12 protein-coding genes and 2 pseudogenes are annotated in these 12944 nt (G+C 45.4%); 4 read left to right on the top strand and 10 right to left on the bottom strand.

The window, feature by feature from the left end; translation table 11 throughout:
- Nucleotides 1–114 precede the first annotated feature (114 nt).
- The 3 genes from J2S00_RS13610 to J2S00_RS13600 are packed head-to-tail and all read right to left on the bottom strand — an operon-like array spanning nt 115 to nt 3982.
- Nucleotides 115–1542, bottom strand: a complete 1428-nt coding sequence (locus J2S00_RS13610; protein ID WP_307340792.1) for a sigma-54-dependent transcriptional regulator — start codon at nt 1540–1542, stop codon at nt 115–117.
- On the bottom strand, nt 1511–2821 hold the full coding sequence (locus tag J2S00_RS13605) for a sensor histidine kinase (RefSeq protein WP_307340791.1): 1311 nt from the start codon (nt 2819–2821) through the stop codon (nt 1511–1513). Before J2S00_RS13605 ends, J2S00_RS13610 begins: the two co-directional genes overlap by 32 nt.
- Nucleotides 2822–2833: 12 nt before the next feature.
- Nucleotides 2834–3982, bottom strand: a complete 1149-nt coding sequence (locus tag J2S00_RS13600) for an iron-containing alcohol dehydrogenase (RefSeq protein WP_307340789.1) — start codon at nt 3980–3982, stop codon at nt 2834–2836.
- A gap of 220 nt (nt 3983–4202) precedes the next feature.
- On the opposite strand from J2S00_RS13600, the gene adhP reads away from it, so the two are divergent.
- Nucleotides 4203–5219, top strand: a complete 1017-nt coding sequence (gene adhP, locus J2S00_RS13595) for an alcohol dehydrogenase AdhP (protein WP_307340786.1) — start codon at nt 4203–4205, stop codon at nt 5217–5219.
- Between the two features lie 522 nt (nt 5220–5741).
- On the opposite strand, the pseudogene J2S00_RS20040 reads toward adhP, so the two are convergent.
- A pseudogene (locus J2S00_RS20040) lies at nt 5742–6028 on the bottom strand (transposase); the annotation flags it as partial.
- 93 nt (nt 6029–6121) lie between these two features.
- Nucleotides 6122–6514: an IS110 family transposase gene (locus J2S00_RS20035; protein WP_307340783.1), complete on the bottom strand. Its 393-nt coding sequence runs from the start codon at nt 6512–6514 to the stop codon at nt 6122–6124.
- A gap of 660 nt (nt 6515–7174) precedes the next feature.
- Between J2S00_RS20035 and J2S00_RS20085 the strand changes: the two are divergent.
- The 3 genes and pseudogenes from J2S00_RS20085 to J2S00_RS13570 all read left to right on the top strand — a co-directional run.
- A pseudogene (locus J2S00_RS20085) lies at nt 7175–7348 on the top strand (type II toxin-antitoxin system antitoxin); the annotation flags it as partial.
- A gap of 310 nt (nt 7349–7658) precedes the next feature.
- Nucleotides 7659–8018: a hypothetical protein gene (locus J2S00_RS13575; RefSeq protein WP_307340777.1), complete on the top strand. Its 360-nt coding sequence runs from the start codon at nt 7659–7661 to the stop codon at nt 8016–8018.
- A gap of 24 nt (nt 8019–8042) precedes the next feature.
- Nucleotides 8043–8366, top strand: a complete 324-nt coding sequence (locus J2S00_RS13570; RefSeq protein ID WP_307340773.1) for a hypothetical protein — start codon at nt 8043–8045, stop codon at nt 8364–8366.
- Here the strand turns inward: J2S00_RS13570 and J2S00_RS13565 are convergent.
- The 5 genes from J2S00_RS13565 to J2S00_RS13545 all read right to left on the bottom strand — a co-directional run bounded on the left by J2S00_RS13565 (nt 8363) and on the right by J2S00_RS13545 (nt 12822).
- The gene (locus J2S00_RS13565; RefSeq protein WP_307340769.1) at nt 8363–9022 is read right to left on the bottom strand and encodes a GntR family transcriptional regulator; all 660 of its coding nucleotides are present in this window, start codon (nt 9020–9022) and stop codon (nt 8363–8365) included. The two genes, J2S00_RS13570 and J2S00_RS13565, sit on opposite strands and share 4 nt — an antisense overlap.
- Nucleotides 9023–9154: 132 nt before the next feature.
- Nucleotides 9155–10426, bottom strand: a complete 1272-nt coding sequence (gene ystJ / locus J2S00_RS13560; RefSeq protein ID WP_307340766.1) for an NADP-dependent malic enzyme — start codon at nt 10424–10426, stop codon at nt 9155–9157.
- Nucleotides 10427–10720: 294 nt separating this feature from the next.
- Complete coding sequence (locus tag J2S00_RS13555; RefSeq protein WP_307340764.1) at nt 10721–12247, bottom strand: sodium/proline symporter; 1527 nt, start codon at nt 12245–12247, stop codon at nt 10721–10723.
- Nucleotides 12244–12405: a hypothetical protein gene (locus J2S00_RS13550; RefSeq protein ID WP_307340761.1), complete on the bottom strand. Its 162-nt coding sequence runs from the start codon at nt 12403–12405 to the stop codon at nt 12244–12246. Before J2S00_RS13550 ends, J2S00_RS13555 begins: the two co-directional genes overlap by 4 nt.
- Before the next feature lie 63 nt (nt 12406–12468).
- Entirely contained in the window at nt 12469–12822 is a 354-nt protein-coding gene (locus J2S00_RS13545; protein WP_307340759.1) for a EutQ-related cupin domain-containing protein, read from the bottom strand.
- Between the last annotated feature and the right edge of the window lie 122 nt (nt 12823–12944).

Raw genomic sequence — 12944 nt, 5'->3', positions numbered from 1 at the left:
GGTTCTATTGATCGTTGCCAGGTAATTTCTTACATCCGCCTCCATATTCCCGTACTTACTAAGGGCTGTCCCAGCTGCATGGCACGTGGGACAGCCCCCTTATCAGCCATCGAATCATGACTTCTCATTTAAAATATACCGCAATCTTCTGGGTGTCAGATTCAGCTTCTCACACAATAATTTGCGGTTGCCGTTCAACTCAGCTAGCCCCTTTTTGATGATTCGCCTGCCCACTTGTACTTCAATGTCCTTCATCTGTTGCATCACATGCCCAAAGTTTATGTCTTCAACGGAGCCGACCGAATCAACAATCCGCTTGATAAAAGTCTCTGTTTCCCTGCGGATGAAGTCGTCCGCCTGACTGCCAAGAGAAGCAGATGGTGTGGAGTCCAGAATATACCCTGGCAGATGTTCCTCCCGGATCAGCCTGCACTCATAGATGGCGATGATTTGATTTAATATATTGATCAGCTGCCGGATATTTCCCGGCCAGTGGTAGTTTTGCAGCCTTTCGACGGCTTCAGGGGCGATGTCGTACTCTTCTCCAAACTTTTTCTGCAGGTGATATCTGGCGATCAGAGGAATGTCTTCAGCCCTTTCCCGCAAGGGTGGAAGCACCAGCTTGACCCCTTCCAGGCGGTACAGGAGATCGACACGGAACCGCTTCCTTTCAATCTCCTCCTTTAAATCACGGTTAGTGGCTGAAATGATACGGATATTGGTGCGGTGAATCTCCTCTCCGCCCACCCGCATATATTCCCCTGTTTCCAGAACCCGTAAAAGTTTGACTTGAATTCCGGCCGAAGCTTCGCCGATTTCATCCAGGAACAGTGTTCCATTGTTGGCCAGCTCAAAGTACCCTTTCCTGGTCCGGCTTGCTCCGGTAAACGCCCCTTTTTCGTGTCCGAACAATTCGCTTTCCAGTAAGGCCTGCGGTATCGCACCACAGTTAATGGCCACAAAAGGATGCTGGGCACGCTGGCTGAATTGATGGATGAAACGGGCCATCAGTTCCTTGCCTGTCCCCGTTTCACCTTCAATCAAAATATTGATTGCTTTCTTGGCCAGTTTGTCGGCGAGGGAGAGCACCTTGCCCATCGGGCCGGAAGGAGAGCAGACAATCCCGCATTGGGCGGCTGCCAAGGCCACCTCACTGTCCTGCACGGAGGGTTGCTCCAGAATGGAGTCGATCATCTTTTCCAGATCATCCAGGTCATCGAAAGGTTTCTCCACATAATCCCTGGCCCCTGCCTGAATGGCCTGTACAGCCGACTTAACGGTGCTGTATCCGGTCATGATCACAACTTCGCAGGAAGGACAGCATTGCTTGATACTCCGCAGCAAATCCAACCCATTGGCATCCGGCAGTTTCATATCCACAAGAGCAATATGGATGGGGGTTGTCAGCTCCTGTAACAGCCGCCCAACATCCCTGCCGCTGTTGGCCTCCAGGATGTTCACACTCTTCTCTTCTAAAAAATAGCGAAAGAAAGCAGTAACCTCCGTTTCATCATCCACGACCAAGACCTGCTTCTGGCACATCTCCTTTCTCTCCCTCCTTGACGGGCAGCAATAAGGTCAATTTTGTATATTCCCCTTTTTGGCTGTCCACGCGCAATGTTCCCTGATGAGCTTCGGCAATGCCCAGACTAACCGACAAACCTAAACCCGTCCCTTTCTGATGCCCTTTGGTTGTAAAAAACGGATTAAAGATCTGGGGAAGGTGTTTCTCTTCAATGCCTGTCCCATTGTCCAGCACCGCAACATAGACAAAGTCTTTTCCTTCCTCCCTCACGGTCCCCGTCTGGATCTCAATTTGCGGATCAACTCGCTCTTGCAGGGCATCCCTCGCATTCAACAACAGGTTAATCAGCACCTGTTCAATCTGATAACGGTTGCCGTGAACAAGGGGAAGCGTTTTGGCCAATTTTTGCACCACACTGATGCCCGACACTTTTAATTGGTAGCCGATCAAACTGAGCACATCCTCTATCAAAGGGTGGAGCGACAGATCTTCAAATTGAAACTCCTCCTGCCGGGAGAAGACAAGCAGGTTCTGGATGATCTTCTTGCTCCTTAAGCCACATTGATAGATATCCCTGAGCATTTTTGCCTGGCGTTCCTCCTTAATCTGCCGCATAAGCAGCTGCACATTGCCCAGTATCGCTGTGAGCGGGCTGTTCAACTCATGGGCGACACCTGCCGCCATCTCCCCGATCGCCGCCAGTTTAGCTGATTGGACCAATTGGGCTTCTATGTTAACCTTCTCACTCACATCTTTAAACAGCAAAATGTTTTCCACCGATACACTGACATGTTCAGCAATCTGCCGGAAAAACTGCTCATCTTCCGGTACAAAATCCTCTCTCGCTTGATGAAGGAGGGTCAGAAAACCCAGCACTTTTCCGGCCTGAATGGGCAAAGGCACTGTGGTTCCGCAACGCTCATGCTCGTCTTCCAATAATTGATTCACACAGGACAAGGCATCTTTGTGTGATTTATTCGGACCGGTCAACTTCCAGGTCCGCACCTGCGTGTTCCGGGTAACGGAGACGGTGATATAGCAAGACAAATCCGTTCCCTCCAGCAAGCTCAGGGCGAAGTAATCAAAAGGGATCGCCTGGCTCAACCGGGAAGCGATATAGAGGCTGGTCTCCTCCCAGGACAGATGAACATGAATACGCGTCAGCTGGTTGATTACTTTCAGCTGCTTATTTTTGCGCGAAAGTTCTCTTACAGCCTTGTTCAGCTCGTTGTAATAACTTTTCCGTGAAGAGCGGATGCCTGTCAACCGGTCGATTAACTCCTGCTTTTCATGCATGGCGCGTTCCTCCTACAAGGCCTGGCGGAAGATCTTTTCCACATCCTCCACGTTCATGTCGCGGGGGTTGGTAATCATACAGGCATCTTGTACCGCATTTTGACTCAGCTTTCTGATATGCTCTTCCTTTAAACCCAATTTGGCCAGAGATTCGGGGATATCCAGGTCTCTGGCCAGTTCTTTTACTGCTTTGACCGCCCGTTTGGCCGCTTCACTCGGACTGAGATCAGCCACATGCTCCCCAAACGCATCCGCAATATGGCCATATTTTTCAGGAGCCGCAATATAGTTGTATTCCATCACATAGGGAAGCAGAATGGCATTCGCTTCTCCATGAGGCGTATCCAGCAAGCCACCCAGCTGATGGGACATGGCATGCACCGCGCCTAACACCGCATTGGAGAAGGCGATCCCTGCCTGCAGACTGGCCATGGCCATCGCTTCCTTTGCTTCGCGATTAGAACGGCTGGCCGTGGATGGCCTTAAATAAGTGGCAATCAGCTGGATGGCATACAGGGACAACCTTTCGGTTAAAGGGGTGGCTGCCAAAGAAATATACGATTCTATGGCATGTGTTAAGGCATCCATCCCGGTGTTGGCAGTTAACCGGGCATCTTTGGTCACCAAGGTGTCCGGATCGATAATGGCTATATCGGGAATCAGCGATTTGGAGATAATGGTCATCTTCAGACGCCGCTTGGTATCCGTCACAATCGAAAACTGTGAAACCTCCGATCCTGATCCAGCGGTCGTAGACACCATCACCATCGGAGGCAACGGACAGGAAATCTGATCCACTCCTTCATAGTGGCGAATATTCCCCGCATTGGTAGATAACATAGCAACCGCTTTAGCCGCATCAATGGGACTGCCCCCACCAATGCCGAGCACTGCATTGCATTCGCTGTTCACATACTCCTTAACCCCTCTGTCAATCTCATCATCTTTCGGGTTTGGTGTCACATCGGTCCACAAATGATATTGCAAGCCACATGCTTCCAAATACCCGATTATCCGCTCTACCCAACCGGCTTGTACAACGCCCGGATCACTGACCACAAAGACTTTCTCTGCGCCCAGACGGCGCAAACTGTCCCCGGCTTGATTAATCGAACCTGACCCGAAAATAATTTCCGGTGTCATAAACTTGGAAATGCGCACCCTCTCACTCCTCCTCTTGTGAAACTATTATACATAATTTAAGTGAATTTGAAAAAGAACGAAAATTTGGCCTGTGGCCGTTTTTTCGGCTCTCCCAGCCGGAAAATTGGCAGCAACCTCATATAAATCAGTAACAAATACGCAATTTAAACCCAATTAAAAATTGGCATCTAAATTGCAAATGATGAGAGTGAATACTACAATCACTGGGGGGATGAAGATGAAAGCTGCTGTTGTGCATCAATTTCATCAAAAATTAGAAATTCAGGATGTTCAGGTTCCTGATATCGGTTACGGGGAAATTTTGGTCAGGATCAAAGCCTGCGGCGTATGTCATACCGATCTTCATGCTGCTCATGGCGATTGGCCGGTCAAGCCCAAACTGCCCTTGATACCCGGCCATGAAGGGGTGGGTGTTGTGGAAGCCGTGGGCGAAGGCGTTACTTCTGTCAAAGCAGGTGACCGTGTCGGCATTCCCTGGTTGTATTCTGCTTGCGGAGAGTGCGATTACTGTTTGACAGGAAGGGAAACCTTGTGCCCCCATCAACTGAATGCAGGTTATTCCGTTGATGGAGGCTACGCAGAATACTGCAAGGCACCTGCCGCCTATGTAGCCAAGATTCCGGACGGATTAAGCTTTGAAGAAGCTGCACCGATCTTCTGCGCCGGGGTGACCACCTATAAGGCACTGAAAGTGTCTGAAGCCAAGCCCGGGGATTGGGTGGCCATTTACGGCATTGGGGGCTTGGGCCACATTGCCCTGCAGTATGCCAAGGCGATGGGATTTAATGTGATTGCGGTAGATATCCAGGACGATAAGCTCGATCTGGCCAAAAAGCTGGGAGCCGATCTGGCCATTAACGGCAAAGAGGCCGATCCGGCACAGAAAATCCACAACAAGGTTGGAGGAGCGCAGGCAGCCATTAGCGTAGCAGTAACCGGTAAAGCTTTCGAACAAGCCTACCGCTCTGTCAAGCGGGACGGCACGCTGGTCGTGGTCGGTCTGCCAAACGAAGAACTGCCCATTCCCATTTTTGATACCGTTTTAAATGGAGTCACCGTCAAAGGATCGATTGTCGGCACCCGTAAAGACTTGAAAGAGGCCCTGGAGTTTGCGGCTCAAGGGAAAGTGAAAGCAATTATCGAAACCCAGCCTTTAGAAAAAATCAATGAGGTGTTTGACCGGATGCAGAACGGCCAAATCAACGGCCGCGTGGTACTGACACTGGATTCCTAGGCACATGGCTCAGAAGTCCAACAGGCTGTTCCGCGTGCCCATGCACCTGGAACAGCCTTATTTTGTCTTTTTGCTTTAAGCCTTGTCCATCATTTGTTCTAACCATTTTTTCATCAAGGGATAATAACGTTTAATACGCAGATAAATCTCCTCTGCCAACCTACTGTATAGGGAATTGCTCAAGAATGTCTTCCCTGGAAGCAACATTCCCTCCATTCATACTCTTTTTCCCTCCCGCTCCAACGGTTTTTATATCTACATCATAGCATATCCGGTCATCAGAAATTGTATTTATAGTTTTATATAAAAGTGATCTCATTAAATATAATATCGCATCATTGTTAAGCTCAGCGGTAATAAGTCAAGAGCTTTATCCAAGAAAATTGGAAAATAATTTTTGAAAAACTGTGTTTTTCCCTAAAAAAGGGTACACCAAATAGAACTCACTCTTAATCAGAATTTTCAAAACAAGTATTCTGCCAAGGTGAGGTGGAAAATGAAGAAGAAATTGGTAAAGATAAGTTAATCTCTCCTTTCAGGTGGTGTGTACAGTTTGTTGGTGCTTAGTAGCGCATATACCAACCTACCAATTTTCTTGCGGTAAGGACGAGGGCTCGTTTGTGTTGATGCTTAGGAACTTCGTCAAACTTCTTTTGGTAAAAGGACTTGTATTCGAAATCATGGTGACGGACTTTATCAGCTACTTGAACGAGATAATACCGAAGGTACTTATTGCCTGTCTGGGCTCGCGCTGTCTCTTCGGCTTCAAACTCACCAGATTGATGCTGGTTCCACACTAACCCGGCATAACAGGATCCGCCATGACTTTGTTTAATCGATATGAAGATCGTGCGATCTTCTGTAAATATTTAGCGATCTCTTCAGGGTTAGCAAAACGGTTTTTACCATGTTCTTTTAAAACGCAGGTGGTCTGCAATGACCCAGGCGTCGATCCGGTCGTTCTTGTGCAAGTGATCATAGCCTTTTTTAAAGCGAGCGACCTTCCTTGCATTCAAGACGTATATTTGAGCTTTTAGTTTAGGCTCGTAACCTTGAAGTTGATCTTTTAAGTAATGAGCCAAATACCATCCAAGGTTTGATGTGGCTTCCATACCAATTTGAAGAATATGGCTATTTACCTTTTCGGAGGTTTCTAACATCCGTTTAATGAGGGTGTCTGCCCCGTTTTGATCATTAGAAACAGAAAAGGAGGCCAGTGATCTTCCCGCCTCATCCATGCATTGCACATGGTGGGAGCGTAAGCTCACGTCTATACCAACCAGCATTTTCGACATCGTTTCACCTCCAATACCACATTAATCAAACTAATCTCAGACCTGGGTGCCCATGGGAACCACCTAGAACAGCCTCGTCATCAGCACTCATCTTTCATGAAGACAATGACGGGCGCTACTCCCCTTCATGAAAAAGGCGCAACCAGCGGTTAGTCAATTAATGGTGGATCATGGGTAGCAGGCTTTCAAAGCAGTACCTCAAGAGGTCCGCAAGGAGGATCAGAAATATCCTGAGAAAAGCTTGTCGATCCCATTGTCCCACAGGCAAGTCTGAGATTCCATAAAAAATAGTTCCAACTACGATGCGTCACGACACATCTGGAAACCATGACGATATGAAGTTGTTAAGAGGGCAGGCCATCAGGCTCCGGTCAAGGGCAAGCAGCTACGCTGTGGCTTTCTCATCCCGCAGGGATGAAAAAGAAGGGTAAAGCTAAATGAAATTTGGGATGAGAAAGCACACAGGCCATCTCATTACAGAATCGGGATCTGGAAATTTGGATAGAGGCATTTCTAGTTGTCCGGATCAACTGGAAATTGCCTCAAAAGAAGCTTCTAAACAAATTATACGAGGAGGATTAGAATGGCTTAGTGAAATAACCTGATGGTGGCCATCATCTCTGAACGAGGGACTCAACCTGTGGTTAATGCTGGAAGTTTATATTAAGCAAGGGGTTCGATGCCGAAAAAAAGAGCTTCCCCCTCCGACTTGATCCTCAGTTATATGAGATCTTGCAAAAATGGGCCCAGGATGAGTCCCGCAGTGTCAACGCGCATATAGAGTATCTTTTACGTGAGCAGGCCAAGCAGGCCGGGCGCCTCCCCGGTTCAAAAGGCAGATATACAGCCACCATCGACTTGCAACAGGAGAAACCAGAATTACAGGAGGAGCAACCAGAAAAAATAACCGTCATCGGAAAAGTGACGGAAAGGAGAGTTAAGATTGACGCACGACAGTGGCGCAAAGTATAGCGTTTCATTGGGCTGACCTTTGTCCTCAGCTGGTCTTTGGTTGTTCTGTTTATACTGCTTCTTCCAACACCCAGCCCCGGCGCAGTGACCGTATTGGCCATGGGTTATATGCTGTTCCCTATGAGCGCAGCTATTGTCTTGACTAAAGAAAGATAGGGCTAGGATCAAAGACTTGGGTATCTCCTTTCGAATCAATCGGTATTTTATCGTCGCCTGGCTCTTACCTGTCGTCATTGTGATCCTGACCCCGGGGGTCAACCTGCTCTTTCCCCAGGTTCACTACTCGCCGGACATGGGTGGCTTTTTTGAAAGACTGGAAGGTCAATTAAGTGAAGAACAACTGGCCCAAATGAAAGAGCAGATGCCTGCCATCCATCCCTTCTGGCTGGGACTGATACAAGGTTTAATCGCTGGCTTAACCATCAATGCTCTCTTTGCCTTTGGTGAAGAATTAGGCTGGCGAGGATATTTACTAAAAGCTTGCCAGCCGCTGGGCTTTTGGAAAGCTTCACTGTTTATTGGCGTCATTTGAGGGATTTGGCATGCCCCACTTATCGTGCTCTTTGGCCACAATTACCCCGAACATCGGGTGATCGAGGTGGGCATGATGATCATTTTCTGTGTCTTACATTCCATTTTGCACACCTATATCCGCTTTAAATCGGGGTCTGTTGTTGCAGCTTCCATTTTACACGGCACCATCAACGCATTGTTCGGTTTGCCCTTGATCATGATCCGGGGCGGAAACGATCTCATCAACGGCGCAACAGGACTATCTGGCTTTCTGGCTACGCTGGTGGTTATTCTGCTCATTCTCTTTTACCACGGAAAAATCAGAAAGCAGCCGGTAGCGGGATCATTTAAGCAAACTAGAATCTAATTTTGGAAATCGTGTAAAGTCATCTGTTTGATCTCTTCAATGTGTTTTTCCATGAGATGCTGGGCGTGTTTGGTATCCCCGTCTAATAAGGCATGGATAATTTGTATGTGACTTTCGTTAGCTTGACGCGGTCTTTCAGAGGTCTTGGCAATAATAACCCCAATCCAGGCGATTTGTGCTTCAAGAGATTCCATTATTTTTATCAGCCTTTGGTTGTTGGAATATTTCACCAGAGTTTTATGCAAATGTCGATCTGAGGCAAAAAAAGTTTGAAAATCACCAGCATCAATGGCTTTCTCAGCTGTTTCGGCATTAGCCAACAATTCCTCCAACACTTGTTTGGGTATTCTTTTGATGGCCGTCTCAATAGCTTGTTTTTCTAGAGCTTTTCTTATGTCGAAAATTTCTTCTATATCCTTGGCGCGGGGAATATTTACAAATGTGCCAGAACGACTTCTCACCTCAACTAAGCCATCCCGTTGTAAAAGATGAAGGGCGTCACGTAGAGGGGTTTTGCTGACGCCCAGCTCCTTGGATATCTCATTATAATCTATTCTTTCGCCTGGTTTTAACACATTGTTTACTATTTTATTTTTTAAGTAAAGATATATCTGTTCACTTAAATTCCGATTATCTACTTTAATTTCGGAATCCATGGGCCATCACCTTTTCAACCGTCATTCCTGTTAAATACCGCAGGTGCGAATACCTTTAGTCTTATGATACTCGATGTTAGCCTTTTCTTCTAGACTCAGTATCATAGGGAAACCATACCCTTGCACACACTATTATCCATCACGACTAATTGTTGCCATCTGTTTTGTATTTTGCAGAACTTCCATAGGATTAACTTTTTTCCTAGCAACACCGGTCTCCATAGCAGCTTTTGCTACAGCAGAAGCCACCGCAGGTGCAACACGACCATCGAAAGGAGAAGGAATCACATAGTCCTCCCTCAACTCTTCATCGCTAACAAGCGAAGCAATCGCATATACTGCTGCCTCTTTCATTCGTTCATTGATTTCAGACGCATTTACGTCAAGTGCACCTCTGAAGATCCCGGGGAAAGCAAGCACATTGTTAATTTGATTCGGAAAATCAGAGCGACCAGTTGCAATGATTTTTGCCCCAGCTTTTTTGGCAACATCAGGCATGACTTCAGGTATGGGGTTAGCCAAGGCAAAAATAATCGGGTCTTTGTTCATACTCTTAATCATTTCTGGGGTAAGAGCACCTGCGACAGATACTCCAATAAACACGTCTGCACCTACAATAATATCCTGTAACGATCCTTGTTTTTTCTCTAGATTAGTAAATTGAGACACTTCTCTTTTCATTGCGTTCATTCCATAAGGTCGCCCTTCAAAGACGGCTCCCTTTGAATCGCACATCATTATATCTTTAACACCAAAATGTTTAAGCAACTTTATGATGGCAATACCAGCTGCTCCCGCACCATTGACAACAACCCTAATATTTGTTAATGATCTATTTGTAAGCTTAAGTGCGTTTATCAATCCAGCTAAGGTGACAATGGCCGTTCCATGTTGATCATCATGAAAAACAGGAATGCCCATCCCCTTTTTTAACCGCTCTTCAATCTCAAAACAGCTTGGTGCCGAAATATCCTCTAAGTTGACACCACCAAATGTTGGTTCAAGCATTTTCACAGTGGAAACAATCTTATCAATATCAGTTGAATCTATACATATTGGAAACGCATCAACTCCAGCAAAACTTTTAAATAATACGGACTTTCCTTCCATAACCGGCAGGGCTGCTTGAGGGCCTATATTCCCCAACCCTAATACAGACGTTCCATTGGTTACAATGGCGACCATGTTACCTTTCATTGTATAATCGTACACCTTATGTGGTGCTTTAAATATTTCTTTGCATGGCTCAGCTACCCCTGGAGAGTATGCCAAACTTAAATCCTTTTGATTAGTAAGTCTAACCTTTGAGGATATTTCTAGTTTTCCCTTACACTGGCTGTGTAAAAGAAGCGCCTCCTCTTGCGTTTTATCCAATAGAAGCATATCGCTGTCATTAGTATTCATTTAGAATCCTCCCCCTAGAAAACTATTTAAGAGCTAAGTAAAAGTCATGCAAGTTCCACAATTGATAAAACAAATATATTCCACTGTCACTTATTGCTGGCAAACTTTTCAAGAAGCCGATCATTTCTTCATTACGGAAGGCACCCCAATATGAGGCCACCATTATGAGAAACTGCGATCAAGTGAGGCACAGGCACCTTTACATTCGGACTCCAAATCTTACCGTGCAACTCCTCTACTTTCTTAAGGTGAGAAACCTTTTCAACTGCTCTGATCTCGAGCCAAACATCCTGTTTAATCAATCCTATATGAGGACAAATCATCCACAATCTGTACCGCATTATCAGGTTTTTTGGTGAATTTACTCACGACAATGATAACCAGGGTAGCTATAATCACTCCGGGGACAGCTTCATATGTGACACCAAACATAATTTTGCCCACTAAGGCCTTTATATCTGGTAGAAAAGCATAGGTCCATTGAGGCTGTTGCTTGACTAATATAACTGTAATTAAGCCCGCAATCATACCCCATAAAATACCCTGTTTTGTTGTTCCTTTCCAATAAAAGGATAAGAGTAAGGCTGGCCCAAAACATGCGCCAAGTCCCCCGAAGGCAAACAATACCATCCAGAAAACGAACTCTTGAAAGGAAAAAGCCAACCAAACCGCCAAAAGCATTATAACGACAGTGGACAATCTACTATATAATGTTAATTTGGCTTCAGAGATTTCCTTCCCTTTTCTAAATATCTTGTCATATATGTCGCGCACGATCACACTTGAACCAACTAATAATTGGCTATCAGCACTGGACATGATAGCGGCAAGAATCGCAACAACTAAGATACCAAAGGTAAAGGGATCAAGGACTGTTTGACCCAATGTAGTAAAGATGGCTTCATGGTTTTCATTAGGTAGCATACTAATGTCCGGAAAGTAAGCTCGACCGACAAACCCGATCATAATAGCCCCATAGGCCATAGCCAAATTCCATAACGTTCCAATGATAGCCGCTTGACTCATTTCTTTAAGACTTTTCAAGGACATGTAACGGACCAATATATGTGGATTGCCGGGACTAGCCAAACCAATACCAACCAAATTAATGATTGTACCAATAGCAAACGAGAATGGGGCTGTAAAACTTGACCCTTGAGCATACATGGCCTCTAAGACCGGCCCAAACCCGCCAATATTTATAATAGCGATGATGGGCAAAATAACGAGAGAGAGAAGCATAAAGATCGCTTGCACCAAATCGGTTTTAGATACAGCGTGAAAGCCGCCAAGCATCGTATACAGGAGTAAGATTATTGCAGTTAACCACATGCCCCCATTTTGAGAGAGACCTAAACCTCCTGAAAACGCTGTCCCTCCTGCCACAATTTGACTGCCAACATAAGCAATCATAAAGAAAATTAAGATTAAAGAGCTTGTTATTCTTAACACCCTTGTTTTATCCTGATACCTGGTTTCTAAGATATCGGGAATGGTTATACTCCCACTCTGCTCACTGTACTTCCTAAAGCGTCTGGCAGCATAGAAAAACATAAAGATCTCCACAAAGATATAACCTGCTACCGTCCACACGGCTTGTAATCCGTTTAAATAAGCAATTCCGGTTACTCCTAAAACCAGCCAGCTACTACGTCCAGAACTGACAGCACTTAGCGCTACAGTCCACTTTCCCAAACCTCTTCCAGCTAGGAAGAAACTTATCAATCCTCCAGAACTTTTCTTTGCACTGGCAATGCCTATTACGATTAGCATGATGAGATATAAGATAAAAACAGTGATGGTTAGGGGATGCGTACTCATGAAGATATCCCTCCTTCTTCACTGGACACAGGGCCACGTTCTAGTCCCGATTTGTTTTGTTCTTTGTACTTCCTCTCAATATCCCAATAACACAAGAAAGTAACAATCAAGACAGCAATAGGAAAGCCTATTAGACTTATAAAAATCCCAAATGTCATCTTACCGCCTCCCAGATAATGGTTTTAAAAATATATATTCTTCAGAAAAATTAGGGTATATTTCTAAACTTCCTTCTTCCTCCAGTTTGCGGGGTATAAAGAAAAGAAAAATGAACTTTCAGAAAGAGATTCGTATACAATAGGAGAACCTTTTTCAATAAAGAATGAGTCACCTTTTTGACCTACCAACTTTTTGCCATCAAAGTGAATAATGACCTCTCCTTCAATGACATAGATCACTTCATCATATCTTACCGTCCATGGAAACTTACATGTCTTCATTTTAACTATTCCGCCGCCCAATGTAGATGAAATCTCATCCCTGACGAAACGGGTAATTTCAGCATAACCAACACCAATCGTTCCCTCCAAAGGCTCATACTGATAATCCGCTTCCTTAAACAAACTGACGTTCACCGTCATTCCTCCTCGCTGTTCATATTGCAACTATTTGCCTAAAAGTCGACATTTTGTGCGATGGTACCAAAATATCCAAGACACTTATCACCACCTTTCTTGTTGAAGTCTACTCCAGTGTT

Origin of the sequence: Caldalkalibacillus uzonensis, from assembly GCF_030814135.1 — a bacterium.
Classification (GTDB): Bacteria; Bacillota; Bacilli; order Caldalkalibacillales; family Caldalkalibacillaceae; genus Caldalkalibacillus; species Caldalkalibacillus uzonensis.
This window is presented reverse-complemented; position numbering and strand designations above follow the sequence as displayed.

What these genes read in the sequence shown, in the direction of transcription:
- J2S00_RS13610 (WP_307340792.1), bottom strand. Translation starts at nt 1,542, where the DNA reads ATGTGCCAGAAGCAGGTCTTGGTCGTGGATGATGAAACGGAGGTTACT.
- J2S00_RS13605 (WP_307340791.1), bottom strand. Translation starts at nt 2,821, where the DNA reads ATGCATGAAAAGCAGGAGTTAATCGACCGGTTGACAGGCATCCGCTCT.
- adhP (WP_307340786.1), top strand. Translation starts at nt 4,203, where the DNA reads ATGAAAGCTGCTGTTGTGCATCAATTTCATCAAAAATTAGAAATTCAG.
- J2S00_RS20035 (WP_307340783.1), bottom strand. Translation starts at nt 6,514, where the DNA reads ATGTCGAAAATGCTGGTTGGTATAGACGTGAGCTTACGCTCCCACCAT.
- J2S00_RS13565 (WP_307340769.1), bottom strand. Translation starts at nt 9,022, where the DNA reads ATGGATTCCGAAATTAAAGTAGATAATCGGAATTTAAGTGAACAGATA.
- ystJ (WP_307340766.1), bottom strand. Translation starts at nt 10,426, where the DNA reads ATGAATACTAATGACAGCGATATGCTTCTATTGGATAAAACGCAAGAG.
- J2S00_RS13555 (WP_307340764.1), bottom strand. Translation starts at nt 12,247, where the DNA reads ATGAGTACGCATCCCCTAACCATCACTGTTTTTATCTTATATCTCATC.
- J2S00_RS13550 (WP_307340761.1), bottom strand. Translation starts at nt 12,405, where the DNA reads ATGACATTTGGGATTTTTATAAGTCTAATAGGCTTTCCTATTGCTGTC.